Origin of the sequence: Maritalea mobilis (genome assembly GCF_019800885.1) — a bacterium.
Lineage (GTDB): Bacteria > Pseudomonadota > Alphaproteobacteria > Rhodobacterales > Rhodobacteraceae > Roseibacterium > Roseibacterium beibuensis.
Genome location: NZ_JAHVKE010000002.1, coordinates 674,558 through 691,221, shown reverse-complemented (window position 1 = coordinate 691,221; position 16,664 = coordinate 674,558). Strand labels below are relative to the sequence as shown.

General features: G+C 65.6%; 14 protein-coding genes. 7 read left to right on the top strand and 7 right to left on the bottom strand.

Going from position 1 to position 16,664, the window contains the following annotated elements; translation table 11 throughout:
- The first annotated feature begins 71 nt into the window (after positions 1-71).
- The 5 genes from KUV65_RS12260 (at position 72) to KUV65_RS12240 (ending at position 7,012) form a co-directional block, all read left to right on the top strand.
- Positions 72-1,487 (top strand): 1-acyl-sn-glycerol-3-phosphate acyltransferase, encoded by a 1,416-nt coding sequence (locus tag KUV65_RS12260; protein ID WP_222190972.1) that lies wholly within the window; start codon positions 72-74, stop codon positions 1,485-1,487.
- Positions 1,488-1,608: 121 nt separating this feature from the next.
- Positions 1,609-2,904: a crotonyl-CoA carboxylase/reductase gene (gene ccrA, locus KUV65_RS12255; protein ID WP_222190971.1), complete on the top strand. Its 1,296-nt coding sequence runs from the start codon at positions 1,609-1,611 to the stop codon at positions 2,902-2,904.
- A gap of 435 nt (positions 2,905-3,339) precedes the next feature.
- Complete coding sequence (gene deoC, locus KUV65_RS12250; protein WP_222190970.1) at positions 3,340-4,353, top strand: deoxyribose-phosphate aldolase; 1,014 nt, start codon at positions 3,340-3,342, stop codon at positions 4,351-4,353.
- Positions 4,354-4,380: 27 nt separating this feature from the next.
- Positions 4,381-4,662, top strand: a complete 282-nt coding sequence (locus KUV65_RS12245; RefSeq protein WP_222190969.1) for a hypothetical protein — start codon at positions 4,381-4,383, stop codon at positions 4,660-4,662.
- A gap of 1 nt (position 4,663) precedes the next feature.
- Positions 4,664-7,012: an aldehyde dehydrogenase family protein gene (locus tag KUV65_RS12240; protein ID WP_222190968.1), complete on the top strand. Its 2,349-nt coding sequence runs from the start codon at positions 4,664-4,666 to the stop codon at positions 7,010-7,012.
- Between the two features lie 119 nt (positions 7,013-7,131).
- Here KUV65_RS12240 and KUV65_RS12235 read toward each other — a convergent pair whose 3' ends face one another.
- The 3 genes from KUV65_RS12235 to KUV65_RS12225 form a co-directional block, all read right to left on the bottom strand.
- Positions 7,132-7,737 carry a DUF1523 family protein gene (locus KUV65_RS12235; protein ID WP_222190967.1) on the bottom strand — a complete coding sequence of 202 codons (606 nt, stop codon included), beginning with the start codon at positions 7,735-7,737 and terminating at the stop codon, positions 7,132-7,134.
- A 12-nt stretch (positions 7,738-7,749) separates the two neighbouring features.
- Complete coding sequence (locus KUV65_RS12230; protein WP_222190966.1) at positions 7,750-8,010, bottom strand: hypothetical protein; 261 nt, start codon at positions 8,008-8,010, stop codon at positions 7,750-7,752.
- A 182-nt stretch (positions 8,011-8,192) separates the two neighbouring features.
- Entirely contained in the window at positions 8,193-8,390 is a 198-nt protein-coding gene (locus tag KUV65_RS12225; protein ID WP_222190965.1) for a hypothetical protein, read from the bottom strand.
- Positions 8,391-8,578: 188 nt separating this feature from the next.
- On the opposite strand from KUV65_RS12225, the gene KUV65_RS12220 reads away from it, so the two are divergent.
- Entirely contained in the window at positions 8,579-10,051 is a 1,473-nt protein-coding gene (locus KUV65_RS12220; protein WP_222190964.1) for an ABC transporter substrate-binding protein, read from the top strand.
- A 52-nt stretch (positions 10,052-10,103) separates the two neighbouring features.
- Here KUV65_RS12220 and KUV65_RS12215 read toward each other — a convergent pair whose 3' ends face one another.
- Positions 10,104-11,099, bottom strand: coding sequence for an NAD(P)-dependent alcohol dehydrogenase (locus tag KUV65_RS12215; protein WP_222190963.1), 996 nt, complete (start codon positions 11,097-11,099; stop codon positions 10,104-10,106).
- Between the two features lie 104 nt (positions 11,100-11,203).
- On the opposite strand from KUV65_RS12215, the gene KUV65_RS12210 reads away from it, so the two are divergent.
- On the top strand, positions 11,204-12,109 hold the full coding sequence (locus tag KUV65_RS12210) for a LysR family transcriptional regulator (RefSeq protein ID WP_222190962.1): 906 nt from the start codon (positions 11,204-11,206) through the stop codon (positions 12,107-12,109).
- A gap of 119 nt (positions 12,110-12,228) precedes the next feature.
- Here the strand turns inward: KUV65_RS12210 and KUV65_RS12205 are convergent, their stop codons facing one another.
- The 3 genes from KUV65_RS12205 to KUV65_RS12195 all read right to left on the bottom strand — a co-directional run bounded on the left by KUV65_RS12205 (position 12,229) and on the right by KUV65_RS12195 (position 16,567).
- Complete coding sequence (locus KUV65_RS12205) at positions 12,229-14,367, bottom strand: esterase-like activity of phytase family protein (RefSeq protein ID WP_222190961.1); 2,139 nt, start codon at positions 14,365-14,367, stop codon at positions 12,229-12,231.
- 99 nt (positions 14,368-14,466) lie between these two features.
- Complete coding sequence (locus tag KUV65_RS12200) at positions 14,467-15,285, bottom strand: CPBP family intramembrane glutamic endopeptidase (protein WP_222190960.1); 819 nt, start codon at positions 15,283-15,285, stop codon at positions 14,467-14,469.
- 79 nt (positions 15,286-15,364) lie between these two features.
- A complete protein-coding gene (locus KUV65_RS12195; RefSeq protein WP_222190959.1) occupies positions 15,365-16,567 on the bottom strand; it encodes an aminopeptidase P family protein in 1,203 nt (400 codons plus the stop codon).
- Between the last annotated feature and the right edge of the window lie 97 nt (positions 16,568-16,664).

Genomic DNA, 16,664 nt, shown 5'->3' with positions numbered 1-16,664 from the left:
TGCAGGACGCCCATATTCCGGACTCACACAAGTGATTGTCTTGAACGCCCAATGCTGACAGCCTGCCCGACATGACGACGCCGGTCACCCTGCCGCTTTGGCTGTTCATCCTGATCCTGCTGTTTGCCGCGGTCACCTTTGCCTCGCATTTCCTGTTTCCGTCGGTGCGCTGGTTCCTGCGTCGCCGGCTGGAATCGGCGGTCGAGCAGCTGAACTCGCGGCTGGCACGCCCGATTCAGCCCTTCAAGCTGGCGCGGCGCATGGATACGGTGCGCCGCCTGATCTACGACCCCGAGGTCGCGCAGGCCATTTCCGACCATGCTCATGAGAACGGGATCCGCGAGGACGTGGCCTTTCAGAAGGCCGAACGCTACGCGCGGGAAATCGTGCCGGGATTTTCGGCCTTCACCTATTTCAGCTTCGCCATCCGCGTCGCGCGGTTCCTGAGCCAGTCGCTCTACCGGGTGCGGCTGGCCCATGCGAACGACCCGGCGCTCGAGGCGATCCCCCACAGCTCGACCGTGGTCTTCGTCATGAACCACCGGTCGAACATGGATTACGTGCTGGTCACGTGGCTGGTGGCCGAACGCTCGGCCCTGGCTTACGCGGTGGGGGAATGGGCGCGGGTCTGGCCGCTGAGGCAATTGGTGCGGGCGATGGGCGGCTATTTCATTCGCCGCCGTTATAACAATGCGCTCTATCGCAAGGTGCTGGCACGCTACGTCCAGATGGCGACCGAGGCGGGCGTGACGCAGGCCGTCTTTCCCGAAGGCGGGCTTAGCCGAACGGGGGGCCTGGGCAAACCGAAGCTGGGGCTGATCTCCTACATCCTGGAGGGGTTCGACCCGGGTCAGTCGCGCGACGTGGTCTTCGTGCCCGTGGCGCTGAACTATGACCGGGTGATGGAGGACCGGAACCTGATCGACGCGCATCTGAACGGCACGCGGCGGTTCCGCTTCTCGGTTCGCCCGATCTATCGCTACTTGCGGCGGCAGATCTGGCTGCGCCTGACGGGGCGGTTCCATCGCTACGGATACGCCGCCGTCAGTTTCGGCGACCCGCTGAGCCTGACCGAGTTCCTGTCCACGTCCCATCGCGACGATGCCGCCGCACTTGGTGACGAACTGATGCGGCGAATCGCCAAGGTGATGCCGGTGACGCCGGTGCCGCTGGTCGCCCATGCGCTGGCCGACGGCGTGACCAGCCGCGCCGCGCTGACGGCTCGGATCGAGGCGCAGATCGCCGAGGCGCACCGCACGGGGGTGACCGTTCACGTGCCGCGCGATGACACGGACTATACGGTCGAGGTGGGCCTGCGCGGGTTGATGGAGCGCCGCATGGTCGAGGTGGAGGGCGACCGGATCGAGGTGACCGACCCCGGCCAGCCCATCGTCGCGTTCTACGCCCAATCCGTGGCGCATCTTTTGGACGAATTGCCTGGCCCGACACGTCCTGACCGCATGGGTGCGGAAACCGCGACGACATAATATTTCACGAAACCGCATTTTCCTGTTTGCTTTGTTGCGCGGCCATCTCTATGTCTTTCTGCAACAGCAAGAAGGCGATTCCGCGTTGCGGCATCGCCGTGGAAACGGAGGAGGCCCGCCCATGGCACTCGACAGCAACCCGGCGACTGCCGAGTACGACGCACCCAAGAAAGACCTTTACGAGATGGGCGAAATGCCCCCGATGGGCCATGTCCCGGCACAGATGTACGCCTGGGCGATCCGTCGCGAACGCCATGGAGAACCGCACGAGGCCTTCCAGGTCGAGGTGGTGGAGACCCCCAAGATCGACAGCCACGAGGTGCTGGTTCTCGTGATGGCCGCGGGCGTGAACTACAACGGCGTCTGGGCCGGTTTGGGCAAGCCGATCAGCCCCTTCGACGGGCACGGCGCCGACTATCACATCGCGGGCTCCGATGCCTCGGGGATCGTCTGGGCCGTGGGCGACAAGGTGAAGAACTGGAAGGTGGGCGACGAGGTCGTGATCCACTGCAACCAGGACGATGGCGACGACGAGGAATGCAACGGCGGCGACCCGATGTATTCGCCCAGCCAGCGGATCTGGGGCTACGAGACGCCGGACGGCTCGTTCTCGCAGTTCACCCGTGTGCAGGCGCAGCAATTGATGACGCGCCCCAAGCACCTGACCTGGGAGGAAAGCGCCTGCTACACCCTGACGCTGGCCACCGCCTACCGGATGCTGTTCGGCCACCATCCGCATGAGCTGAAGCCCGGCATGAACGTGCTGGTCTGGGGCGCGTCGGGCGGCCTTGGCTCCTACGCGATCCAGCTGATCAACACGGCCGGGGCCAACGCCATCGGCGTGATCTCGGACGAGGACAAGCGCGATTTCGTCATGGGCCTTGGCGCCAAGGGCGTGATCAACCGCAAGGATTTCAACTGCTGGGGCCAGCTGCCCACCGTGAACACGCCCGAATACAAGGAATGGTTCACCGAGGCGCGCAAGTTCGGCAAGGCGATCTGGGACATCACCGGCAAGGGCAACAATGTCGACATCGTCTTCGAACACCCGGGCGAGACGACCTTCCCGGTCTCGACGCTGGTCTGCAAGAAGGGCGGCATGGTCGTGATCTGCGCCGGCACCACCGGGTTCAACTGCACCTTCGACGTGCGCTACATGTGGATGCACCAGAAGCGTTTGCAGGGCAGCCACTTCGCGCATCTGAAACAGGCCGCCGCCGCCAACAAGCTGATGGTGGAGCGCCGCCTCGACCCGTGCATGTCCGAGGTCTTCCCCTGGTCGGAACTGCCCGACGCGCATACCAAGATGTATCGCAACGAGCACAAGCCGGGGAACATGTCCGTCCTCGTGCAAGCGCCGCGCACCGGGCTGCGCACGCTGGAAGACGTGCTGGAGGCTGGGCCTACCAAACTCTGACACCGTCTGAACACCGAATACGCCGCCCCTCACCGGCGGCGTTATTCCCGCCCCGCGCCGATATCCTCACCACGGCGCGGGGCGTTTTCGTTCGGTCCATCTGCAGAGGCGTTGCGACTGCTGCTTTGCGCAAGCCGTGGCGAGAGGAGGTGCGGGGCAGAAACCCGAGACCTTCGGCTCGCGGGACGTGAGCAGGGCAGACCGGCGGTCGCTGCGTCTGCAGGCCGCGGGTTCGGGCACCAATCGATTGCGCGCTGAACGCGGTCACGACCCGGTTCGAGGTGCCGATTGCCCGCCTGATCGAGACCTGATCTTGGGCGCCGTCCCTGCCGGACGGGGCGCCCCGCGCCGAAATTTGACCGTTTGGTCAAGCTTGCCTTCGCAGGCCACCCGTGACACGCTTTCGCCGACACTTCCCAGCCTGCGCGACACCAGATGACCGAAGCCCAGACCGCCACGGAGGCCAGCGTGCGGACCGCCCCGTCCGACCAGTTGCCGCAACTTCACCTGCCGCGAAACGCGGGCACGGGGCTGGACCTCGACTGGGTGGCGCGGGTGCAGGCCAATACCTCGGCCATCGAACGCCGTGCGGCCACCCTGCCCGGCCGCCGCAGCGTGAAAAAGGCCTATCAGGCCGCGTGGCTGGCCCGCGCGGTCACGCTGATCGACCTGACGACGCTGGCGGGCGACGATACGCCGGGCCGGGTGCGGCGCCTCTGCGCCAAGGCCCGCCAACCGGTGCGCGCCGATATCCTCGACGCGCTTGGCCTGCCTGCCCTCACCACCGGCGCGGTTTGCGTCTATCACGAGATGGTGCCGACAGCGGTCGAGGCGCTGGAGGGCACCGGCATTCCCGTCGCTGCCGTCTCCACCGGGTTTCCCGCCGGTTTGTCGCCCTATCACCTGCGGGTAAAAGAGATCGAAGAAAGCGTGAAGGCCGGCGCGAAAGAGATCGACATCGTGATTTCCCGCCGCCATGTCCTGACCGGGAACTGGCAGGCGCTCTACGATGAAATGGCCGAGTTTCGGGCCGCCTGCGGCGAGGCGCATGTCAAAGCCATCCTTGCCACGGGCGAGTTGGGGACGTTGCGGAATGTCGCCCGCGCGTCGCTGGTCTGCATGATGGCCGGGGCCGATTTCATCAAGACCTCGACCGGCAAAGAAAGCGTGAACGCGACCCTGCCCGTGACGCTGACCATGATCCGAGCCATCCGCGCCTACGAGGCCGCGACCGGGTTCAAGGTGGGCTACAAGCCCGCGGGCGGTATCTCCAAGGCCAAGGACGCGCTGGTCTACCTGAGCATGATCAAGGAAGAACTGGGCGACCGTTGGCTGCGGCCCGACCTGTTCCGCTTCGGCGCGTCGTCGCTTCTTGGCGATATCGAGCGGCAGTTGGAACATCACGTGACGGGCCAGTATTCGGCCAGCTACCGGCATCCGATGGGATGAGCGGGGCAGAGTGGACCGGGCCAGACCATGACGATCAGTTTCAATACCATCGTTCTGCTGATCATGACGATCTACGTGATCTGGATGGGCCTGTCCGAGCACCGGAAGGAGCGCACCTCGGAAGCCGGGCTGACGGAGTCCCAACGCCAGCGGTTTTCCGATCTCTACGCGCTGTCGCGCGCCAATGCCGACTACCCCGAGGATCTGCGCGCCCATGCCGCCATCGCGCAGCGCGCCCGGATCCGCAAAGGGGCTGCGGTGGTGATCCTCGCCGCCGTGATCTTCATCATCCTCTTCAGGGGACCATGACATGACGACCCGCGAAATCTTCGACTCGATGGAGTATGGCCCCGCGCCCGAAAGCGACGCGGAGGCGCGCGACTGGATCGCCACGCGCGGCCCCGATTTCGGGCATTTCATCAATGGTGCGTTCACCGATGCCGGGCAGGGATTCGCCGCGAAGAACCCGGCGACCGGCGAGGAGATTGCGCGGCTCACACAGGGCAGCGCCCATGACGTCGAGGTCGCGGTCGCCGCCGCGGCCAAGGCCTTTCCGAAATGGTCGAAACTGCCGGGCCACGCGCGGGCGAAATACCTCTACGCGCTGGCGCGGCTGTTGCAGAAACACGCCCGGCTTTTCGCGGTTCTGGAGACGCTCGATAACGGCAAGCCGATCCGCGAAAGCCGCGATATCGACGTGCCGCTGGCGCAGCGGCATTTCTACTACCACGCAGGCCTGGCGCAGTTGATGGACAGCGAGATGCCCGGCCATGCGCCGCTGGGTGTCTGCGGTCAGATCATCCCGTGGAACTTTCCGCTGCTGATGCTGGCGTGGAAGATCGCACCTGCCTTGGCCGCAGGGAACACGGTGGTTCTGAAACCGGCCGAATATACCTCGCTGACGGCGCTCCTGTTCGCCGATATCTGCCGCGAGGCGGGGTTGCCCAAGGGCGTCGTGAACATCGTCACCGGCGACGGCGCGACAGGCGAGTCGCTGGTCACCCACCCGGACGTGGCCAAGATCGCCTTTACCGGATCGACCGCCGTGGGCCGCCGCATCCGCGAGGCGACCGCGGGATCGGGCAAATCCCTGACCTTGGAGTTGGGCGGGAAATCCCCCTACATCGTCTTCGACGACGCCGATATCGATTCAGCCATCGAGGGGCTGGTCGACGCCATCTGGTTCAACCAGGGGCAGGTCTGCTGCGCGGGCTCGCGCCTGTTGGTGCAGGAAGGCATCGCCGAGGATTTCCACGCGCGGCTGAAGGCGCGGATGGACAAGCTGCGCGTGGGCGATCCGCTGGACAAATGCATCGACGTGGGTGCGCTGGTGGACCCGGTCCAGCACCAGGCGATCACGCGGATGGTGGGGGCCAATACCGAAGGCGAGGTGTATCGCGCGCAGGTGGCGATGCCCGAGCAGGGCTGTTTCTATCCGCCGACGCTGATCACCGGGCTCAGCCCCGCCGCGCCGCTGATGCAGGACGAAATCTTCGGGCCCGTGCTCGTCTCCACCACCTTCCGCACGCCGTCTGAGGCGGTGGAGTTGGCCAATAACACGCGCTACGGGCTGGCCGCGACGGTCTGGAGCGAGAACCTGAACCTCGCCCTCGACATCGCGCCGAAACTGGCCGCTGGCGTGGTCTGGGTGAACGCCACCAACCTGTTCGACGCCGCCGCCCCCTTTGGCGGGGTGCGGGAGTCGGGCTTTGGCCGCGAAGGCGGGTGGGAGGGGCTGTCGGCCTACCTGAAACCCAAGGCGAAACTGACCCCGCGCAAGCCGATCGAGCCGGTCCCCGCCCCCGACACGGTCGAGGCACCGGGGCTGGACCGCACCGCCAAGATGTATGTCGGCGGCAAGCAGGCGCGGCCCGACAGCGGCTATTCGCGGCCCGTCTGGTCAAAGCGCGGGCAATTGCTGGGCCATGTGGGGCTGGGCAACCGCAAGGACATTCGCAACGCGGTCGAGGCCGCGCGCGGGGCTGCCGGCTGGTCCAGGACCACCGGGCATCTGCGCGCGCAGATCCTGTACTACATCGCCGAGAACCTGTCGGCCCGCGCGGACGAGTTCGCCGCGCGCCTGCGCGCCCTGACCGCGACCAGCGCGGCCAGAGCCGACGCCGAGGTCGATGCCTCGATCGCGCGGCTTTTCACCTACGCGGCCTGGGCGGACAAGTTTGACGGCGGTGTGAAATCGGTGCCGATCCGGGGCGTGGCGATGGCCATGCGCGAGCCCGTGGGCATCATCGGGGCGCTGGCCCCGGAAGAGGCGCCGCTGCTCGGGGCCGTGTCGCTGATCGCGCCCGCCATCGCGATGGGCAACCGCGTGGTGCTGGTGCCCTCATCCCCCTACCCGCTGGCCGCGACGGACCTGTACCAGGTGCTCGATACGTCGGACGTGCCGGGCGGTGTGGTGAATATCGTGACGGGCGACCCGGCCGATCTTGCCCCGGCGCTGGCCGGGCATCTTGAGGTGGACGCGCTGTGGAACTTCTCGGCCTCGGATCAGGCGATGATCGACGCCGCCTCGGCCGGGAACCTCAAGCGGGTCTGGGCGCCCGAGGGCAACCCCGATTGGCTGGGCGGCGATGGGGAGGGGCGTGCCTTCCTCGAGGCCGCGACCGAAGTGAAGACGATCTGGGTGCCTTACGGCGAGTGACGGTGAGAGGGATTGCGCCGCGGCTTCGCCGCGTCGCCCGAAAAAGCGCCTCAAGGGGCATTGAGCCCCTTTCGGCGCTGGTCTGCATATTTGAAGGATAAAGATGCGATGGGGCGGGATCAGCCGCGACCCGCCGCCCAATCCTTCAGCTTGGCCCAACGCACGGCGGTGCGGTCGGCGATGGGAACGATGACCCGGTCCTCGAACCGTTCCCAGATCCGCCAGGCCATAAAGAGGACCCCGGCGAAGACGAGCAGGATCACGATGTTGAGCCAGGGGACCAGGGTCACGTCGGGGCCGTCGACCTCGCGCATGCTGATCGCGTTGGGATAGGTGGTGAGCAGCCGCGACCGCCAGCCGTAATGGGTGACGGCGACCCAGCGCGGGGTCTCGGAATCGGAGACGAGGTTTGCCGCCTCGGCCTGCAGGTCGGCGCTGTCGAGCTTGAAATAGGGCGGCCAGCCGAAGCCTGTGTCCTCGTTGCGGAAAACCATCACGTCGCCATCGGCCTGCACCGTATTGATCAGGCGCAAGTCCCGGCTGTCGGGGTTGGCGCCGCCGCTATCGCCCTGCGCGTAAAACAGGCGATTCCACCCCGAGAAATCCTGCCGGATGATCTCGGTATCGGTGACACGCACGATGTCGCGCTGGGGCAGCGTGTAATGCAGGAACGCCCCGAGAAAGAGGGCCAGCAAGGACAGGAAGATGATCCGGGGCCAATGCATGGGAACGATCCTTCAATTGGTCAGGTACACGGTGACACTCAGGGCACAGATGGGCAGGACATAGACGAGGAAGACAAGCCATTTTCGCAGGCTGGCGGCGCGGGGTTCAAGCCGTTCGGCGACCCAGTCGTCGCGGTCGCCGGGGCGGCCTTCCATCACCCAGTCCTCTTCAAGCTGCATCTTCGCGCCCGCACGCAGGTAGAAATAGAGGCTCAGGTAAACCACGCTCAGCCCGACAAGCAGAATGATCGACAAGCGCCCCAGGTTCAGCATCCGCGAGATGTCCCTTTGTTGGGTTCCCTCTTGATATAAGGGATTCTTTCGCGGAATGGCAGGGCCAGCCTGTCGCGTCATGCGGGCGCAGGGGCGGAAGGCTTAGGCACCCAACGCGGCAAAGGAGGCTTGGCCAACCTGCGGAAAAGCGCGGATGGTCAGGGAAACGCGGGCCGGACGGGTCAGGCGCGTTCGAGGAACCCGAGATGCGCGAGGGCGCGTGCGGCCATGTCGCGCGCCGTTTCATCCCCGCTGAGCAGATCGTCATTGAGGGTCCGGATGATGGGCGTCAGCGACCGTGTGCTGGCCTGATCGCGAATGAAGGCGGCGACGTTTTCCTTGGCTACAGCAAGGATCTCTTCGGATCTTGGCACGCTCATCTGTCCCCCGAATCAATGCAGATGCAGGAAAAGCTTAACCCAGAATTCTCTCTCCGAGTCACGGTATGACAGAATTGCGACAATCCTCGTGCTGTCGCCTGCCGCAAAAAGGTGCATTTTCCCCAAGATTTTTGCATCGCGGCGCGGCAATATGCGGCGACGTGCCATCACAGGGAGAGACGCACAAAATGATCCGTTCGCTTCGCACCGGCGCCGCGATCCTCGCGCTGACCGCAGGCGCCGCGCTTGCGCAACAGACCGACATCACCATCGGCATGGTTCTTGAGCCGCCCAACCTCGATCCGACCGGCGGCGCGGCCGCCGCCATCGACGAAGTGGTCTATGCCAACGTCTTCGAAGGGCTGACGCGCTTTGCCTCGGACGGCTCGATCGTGCCCGGCCTTGCCGAAAGCTGGGAGATTTCCGAGGACGGCACGATCTACACCTTCAACCTGCGCGAGGGCGTCACCTTCCATGATGGAAGCGCGATGACGGCCGAAGACGTGGTGTTTTCGCTCGACCGGGCGCGTGCCGAAGGTTCCACCAACGCGCAGCCGTCACTCTTTGCGAATATCGTCTCGGTCGAGGCGGTGGATGACACGACCGTCGCCGTTACGCTGGATGGGCCGGACGGCGCGTTCCTGTTCGACATGGCCTGGGGCGACGCGGTGATCGTGGCGCCCGAAAGCGCCGAGACCAACGCAACCAACCCGGTGGGCACCGGCCCGTTCCAGTTCGCGGAATGGGTGCAGGGCGACCGAGTGGAGCTGACCCGTTATGCCGACTACTGGGGCGAGGCCCCGGCGCTGGAGGCCGCGACCTTCCGCTTCGTCTCGGACCCGAACGCCGCGTTTGCCGCGATGATGGCGGGTGACGTGGATGCCTTCCCGAACTTCCCCGCGCCCGAGACACTGTCCACCTTCGAGGCCGATCCGCGCTTCACGGTCATCGTCGGATCGACCGAGGGGGAAACGATCCTGGCGATGAACAACGCCCAAGCGCCGCTCGATGACATCCGGGTGCGGCAGGCGATCACCCATGCGATCAACCGGCAGGACATCATCGACGGGGCCATGTTCGGCTACGGCACGCCCATCGGGACGCATTTCGCGCCGCACAATCCCGACTATGTCGACCTGACCGCCAACTCGAATTACGATCCCGACGCGGCCCGTGCCCTTCTGGAAGAGGCGGGCGCGACGGATCTGACCCTGCGGCTGATGTTGCCGCCGCCGGCCTATGCGCGGCGCGGCGGTGAGATCATCGCGGCGCAACTGCGCGAGGTCGGGATCGAGACCGAGATCACCAATCTCGAATGGGCGCAGTGGCTGGAACAGGTGTTTCGCGGGTATGATTTCGACCTGACCATCGTCAGCCATACCGAACCTGCCGATATCAACATCTACGCCCGGCCCGAGTATTACTTCCAGTATGACAACCCCGCCTTCCAGGCGCTGATGGAAGAGCTGGCCGTCACCTCGGACCCCGCCGCGCGGACCGAGTTGAACCAGCAGGCCCAGCAGATGATCGCGGCGGATTTCGTCAACGGCTTCCTGTTCCAGCTGGCCAAGACGGGGGTCGCGAACGCCAATATCGAAGGGTTGTGGGAAAACTCGCCCACGCAGGCCAACGACCTGACCGGCGTACGCTGGGTCGAATGATTTCAGCTTGAAGACCGTGGAAAAGCCCGGCCCATGCCGGGCTTTTCCTTTGTCAGGCGGCTTTGGGCAAGGCTTCGGCCCCGGGCAGTTTCAGGACCACGGCCCCTTTGCGGCTGCGGGTTTCGACATGGGTATATGCCGCGTGGATCTGGTCGAATGGATAGACGCGGTCGATCACCGGGCGCAGCCGGCCCGCCTCGATCATGTCCGACAGGCGTTTCAGACCCGCCTTGCTGTCGCCATTCACCTTCAGGATCACGGAATGCCCGTTCCGCTTTGCCTTGCGCGCAGCAAACACATCGCCCAGCCCGAAATTCAGCGGCACGAAACGCCCGCCTTGGGCCAGCATCCCGGCCACGGTCGGGTAGCTCATCACGCCGATGGTCTCCAACACCACGTCGAACGGACCGGTGAGAGAGGCAAGATCGACCTCGCGGTAATCGACGAAGGCATCCGCGCCCAACCCCTCGACCAGCGCGCGATTGGCTCCGCTGGCCACGCCGGTGACATGCGCGCCCAGCGCCTTGGCGATCTGCACCGCATAGGCCCCGACACCGCCCGAAGCGCCGACGATCAGCACCCGCTCGCCCGGTTTCACCTGCGCGAAACGGTCGAGGAATTCGAGCGCGGCCTGCGCGCCGAAGGGCAGAGCCGCCGCTTGCGTGTCGGTCAGCCCGGCGGGGGTGGTAAGAACCGCGCCCTCGGCCTTCACGGCGATGTACTCGGCATGCGCCCCGCCCGAGGCGAAGCCGAAGACACGGTCGCCCGGCCGAAACCCGGTAACGCCAGCGCCGACCGCGACCACCTCGCCGGCATAGTCTGACCCCAGAACCTTGTTGCGCGGGGCAAAGAGGCCGAACATCAGCCGTCCCGCCAGCTTGCTGATGAGGCCGGGGAACGCAGCCGCGCGCAGCCGCCAATCTGCCGTCGTCACCCCGGCCGCGCCGACGCGCACCAGGATGTCGCCCGCCTTGGGCTCTGGGCGTGCGATCTCGGTGATCTGGACAACCCCGGCCGGTCCGTAATTTTCATAAACTGCCGCTTTCATGGTCGACCTCCTTCTCAAATCTCCATCTGCCTTGGCGAGGGATATATCCATGCACTTACATTCAATAAATTGACCATTATGGCATTCATGTTATGCGTATTCGCATGGATTGGCGTAGTATCACCTTCGACTGGACACGCGCGCGGGCCTTCCTCGTCACCGCCGAAGAAGGGTCGTTGTCCGCTGCCGCCCGCGCCCTTGGCCTGACCCAGCCAACGCTGGGGCGGCAAGTGGCGGCGTTCGAGGAAGAACTCGGCGTGACGCTGTTCACCCGCGCGGGCAAGCGGATGGACCTGACCGAGGCGGGGCTGAAACTGATCGACCATGTGCGCGCGATGGGCGAGGCAGCGAATGCCCTGGCGCTGGCCGCCAGCGGACAGTCGGACGAGATCGCGGGCGAGGTCACGGTGACCGCCTCGGACCTTTATGCCGCCCATATCCTGCCGCCCGTGATTGCCCGCCTGCGGGACGAGGCGCCGGGATTGCGCATCACCATCGTCGCCTCGAACGCCGTGCGCGACCTGATGCGGCGCGAGGCCGATATCGCCATCCGTCACGTCCGCCCAACGCAGCCCGACCTGACCGCGCGGCTGATCACCCATGACGAGGCATGGCTTTACGCATCCCCCGACCTGATCGCGCGACTGGGGCCGGTGCAAAGCCCGGCTGACCTAAGCGAAGCGCCCTTCATCGGATATGATGCCACCGACACCTACCTGCGCCTTCTGGGCGAGCAGGGCTATGGCGTGACGCCCGACAGCTTCCCCGTCCTGACCGAGGATCACCACGTGCAATGGGCGCTGGCGCAGGCCGGGGTGGGCATGATCGCGGCACCGGGCTGGCTGGGCGATGCCGAACCGGCACTTGCCCGCGTGCTGCCCGGCACCGACGCGCTGGTGCGGTTCCCCGTCTGGCTGGTCGCCCATCGCGAGGTGCATAATTCCCGCCGTGTGCGGCTGGTCTATGACCGGCTGGCCGAGGAGATTGCGCGCACCGTGCAAACCGGGTGACAGACGGAAAACTCGAGTTTTCCGTCCCGTTTTCCTTGAGGAAAACGCCCCCTGACGGCCCGATGGAAAAGGCCCCCGCCAAGGCGGGGGCCGGATCTTCATGAAAGCAATTGGGTGAATTACATCGGCGGGATGGCGAAGAACATCGTCTCGCCGGAATGGTCGTCGACGCCGTCATTGTCGGTCGAGATCCACATCGTGCCGTCGGGCGCGATGGCCAATCCCTCGACCTTGTCGAGCATGTAACCGCCCGTCGAGGTCAGGTAAGGCAGCAGGTCAACGACCAGTTCCGGCTCCAGCACGGCGGGGGTGTCGCCAAGCGGGACCATCGCCTCGAAGGACGACAGGGGCACGCGGGTGATGATCTTGGTCACCGCGCGGGTGTCGAGCTGGTTGTCGCGCTCGATGAAATAGACGTAGTCGCCATGCGCCACGATCTCCGACAGGCCGACCCAGCCGGTGTCGGGATCGGTCAGCGGGTAGTGGATGACCGACCATTCTTCGGTTTCCAGGTTGTAGCCCAGAACCTTGGCGTGGTTTTCCGGATCGTCGCGCCATTCACGCTGCACGGCGATGTAGAGCATGTCATCGACGCGGGTGATCCCTTCGAAGCCGAAGCGACGCTCGACCGCCAGCAGGGCGTCGGGCAGCGCGATGTAGTCCTCGATCGCGCCATCGGCACCCACGTGGTAGATCGCGTGCGGCACCAAGCGGTCGCTGCGCCCTTCCGAGGCGATCCAGAAGCCGCCTTCGCCGTCCAGCGTGATGCCTTCCATGTCCAGCAGTTGCGCGGGCTGACCTTCGCGCGTCACGCGGATCGCGTCCACGATGCGGGCGGGCGTTTGGCTCACGTCGATGTGGAAGATCGTCGGCTGCATCCCGTAGAAGCTGTCGGAGACGGCGTAGATCGTGCCATCCTCGGCCATGACCTGCCCCGAGATCGCGCCCCAGCCGATCAGTTCCTCGGTCCCGGCGCTGGTCAGGTGCGGGTAGACCGCCGGTGCGTCCTGGTATTCGAACAGCATGACATGAGCGCGGGGGCCGGCATCGTCGGTTTCATTGGCCGAGACCAGCAGGTTGCGCTCGGGGATGGTCACGTAGCCTTCCGGCCCGATGCCCGAGGGCAAAAGCTGCATCAGCACGGGCGCGGCGGGGTCGGTCACGTCATAGACGCCCACGACCGACCCGCGCTCGGACCCGACGAAGACCATGGGCACGCCGCCGAACGTGTCGACGGTGATCGACTCGGGCTCGACGCCCTTGTTGCCCGAGCGTTCTTCGGGGTAGTGGCCGATCTCGATGATCGCGCGCTCGAAATCGAGGCCGCTTTCGTAAACCACCGTTCCGTCCTGGTGAAAGATCGTCCAGCCGCGGCTGCCGCCATCCATATCGCCCTCGTTGGCGGTGGCGAAGTGATCGGCGTCGATCCAGGCGACCGAATCCGGCTCGCGCGGGACAGTGATGGTCTGGTCGAAGACCAGCGCGCCCTCTTCCTCGGTGTCGGCGCCTTCAAGCGTGACCTCGCCGGCCGAGAAATGGCTCAGCACCTCGCCCGCGGCGTTCAGGACAACCATATGGTTGTTTTCCTGCATGGTGACGACGATCTCACCCTCGGCGTTGATCGCGACGAATTCCGGCTCCGGGTCTTCGGGGGCGACGTCGGCCAGGCCGGTCACGTCGGCCATGATCATGCTGTCGCAGTTCAAGCCGCCCTCGGCGGTCTCGACGATGGCGACGTACCCGGCGGGCATCTGGCCGACGCGGCCATCGCCAAGGTCTTCGTCCCGCTCGTTCTCGATCGCGACGGCGACGAAGCTGCCATCGGGCGCGATGGCGACGCTGTCGGGCTGGCCGCCCAGGTCGCAGCTGGCCAGAACCGCGCGGCTGTCCACGTCGATGGCGTGCAGAACGCCCGAGGTGGTGACGTAATCTTCCGAGGTGTTCTCGCCCAGGTAGGCGATCTGGCCCATGACAGCGACCGAGGTCGGCTCGCCGTCCAGCTCGATCACACCGGCGGCGGCGGGGTTGGCCGGGTCGGTGATGTCGATGAAGCCGACAACGCCCGCGGGGCTGTCGGTATAGACCAGCGTCATGCCGTCCGCCGTGGCCGCGATGATCTCGGCCGAGGTTTCCTCGGCGTCGGGCGTGTTGTCGGCCACGCGGAAGGACGCGATGCGGTTGAAATTCATGTCTTGCGCGAAGGCGGGGCCGGCCATCAGGGCCAGCGCCGAGGTCAGCGTCAGGAAGCGGGTGGTCATACGGGTCCCCCAAGGGTTGTCGCAGAATTGCACCCGCTTCCTTTGGCGCATGGCCGTGACGGTTGCGTTACGGGGATATGTCAGTTTGATGAACGCCGCTCAGGCCGGGATGACCCGCGTCACCGCCCCGTCCCGTCGCAGCATGGTCTTGCGGTTCAGCCAGACCACCACCACCGCCGCCCCGGCAAAGACCCAGGTGTCATAGGGCTGCGCATCGGGCCACATGGGCATGTTGACCTGCCAGTGAAACAGCATGGCCCACAGGATCGAACCGCGCGCGGCGTTGAACAGTGGAGCCACCAGCACCGCCAGCGCAATGTTGCCCAAGAGGAAGGGGCCGAAACTCCAACTGCTTTGCGCCAGACCGCTGAGCAGAAAGGCCGGCAGGTGCCACAGGCCCCAGACGGTGCCGATGATCACGCCCGCGAACAGCGGGGCGACGTGGCGTTGCAGGATCGGCTGGGCCACGCCGCGCCAGCCGAATTCCTCCATCGGGCCGAGGATCGCCATGAAGGCGACCGTGCCCAGGAGCGGGGCCAGCGCGTCGAAGGGAAACGGATCGCTGAACAGGTTGCCCTTGATCAGCGACCCGATGGCAAAGATCAGCGGCACGCCCAGCAGGACGAACAAAACCCAAGGCCAGGACACCCGCCACAGCAACAACCTAGACAGGTAGCCGCGCAGCCCCCGCAGCCCGCCGAAGGCCAAGACCATCGTGACGCCGGAAATCGCCGGGGCCCATGTCGCCAGCACGAACCCCGGATGCCGCCCGCTGAGGGGGCCGGTCGCGGCCTCGACCTGTTCCTGATAGGCGACGAACCCCGCGAACAACCCCCATGTGATCGCAAAGGTCAGCAGGACAAAGGGGATCAGCGCCCAAGTGGGCAAATCGCGGCCAAGGGGCGTGGGGCGTGTCATCGCGAAGGCTCCGTTCGGTCGAGGACGTCCTGCCCCAAACCGCGCCGCCGCCGCGATGACTCAAATCAAAATGACCGGCTCAGATCACGTTGTGGTCCGGTCCATAGGGGAAGCCGGTGATGTTCTCGGCCCCGTCTTCGGTCACGATCAGGATATCATGCTCGCGGTAGCCGCCCGCGCCCGGCATCCCCTCGGGGATGGTCAGCATCGGCTCCATCGAGATGACCATGCCGGGCTCCAGCACGGTGTCGATATCCTCGCGCAGTTCCAGCCCCGCCTCGCGGCCGTAGTAATGCGACAGCACGCCAAAGGAATGGCCATAGCCGAAGCTGCGGTATTGCAGCAGGTCACGTTCCGCGAAGAAATCGTTGATCGCATGGGTGATCCCGGCACAGGTCGCACCCGGTTTGATCAGGCTCATACCCAACTCGTGCGCGCCGACATTCGCCTGCCAATATGCCAGCGAGGCGTCATCGACCTCGCCCACGAACAGTGTGCGTTCCAGCGCGGTGTAGTAGCCCGAGATCATCGGGAAGGTGTTCAGCGACAGGATATCGCCGCGCGCCAGCTTGCGGCCCGTCACCGGATTATGCGCGCCATCGGTGTTGATGCCAGACTGGAACCAGACCCAGGTGTCGCGATATTCGGCATCGGGAAAGCGCGCGGCAATCTCGGCCTCCATCGCGTCGCGCCCTGCCATGGCCACGTCGATCTCGCGCACGCCCTCGGCAATCGCGTCGCGGATGGCATAGCCGCCCACATCGGCCACGTTGGCGCCCGCCCGGATCAACTCGCGCTCGGCCTCGGATTTCACCATGCGCTGACGCATCGTCTGCGGTGCGATATCGAGGCTGGACTGGGGGCGCAGAAAATGGCGCAGCTTTTCGCAGTGCGCCAGCGTCATGTGATCTTCCTCGATCCCCACATGCCGCCCGGTGCCCGCCACATGGGCCACCGCGCGCCAGTAATTGTCCCGCTCCCAGTCAGTGTAGGTGATCGCATCGCAGGCGCAGCGCCGCCATGGCTGGCCCGCGTCGATGCCCGCGCTGATGACCACCGCCTCGGACGCCGTGACGACCAACCCATAGGGCCGCCCGAACGCGCAGTAGAGAAAGCCCGAGTAATAGGCGATGTTATGCATCGAGGTCAGGACAACCGCGTCCAGCCCATGCGCATCCATGATCGAGCGCAGGCCCATCAGGCGGCTGTCATACTCGGCCTGTGAAAACGGCAGCGGGGCCTTTTCGCCATTGTGAAATCGGAAGAACTGGGGGCGCTCCATCGGCCGACCCTCCTTTTACAGAAGGCCCCGGCGTTCAGGGCGGACAGACCTTGAAGTCGGGCGACGCCATCGCCCCGGCCACGGGCAATTATCCAAG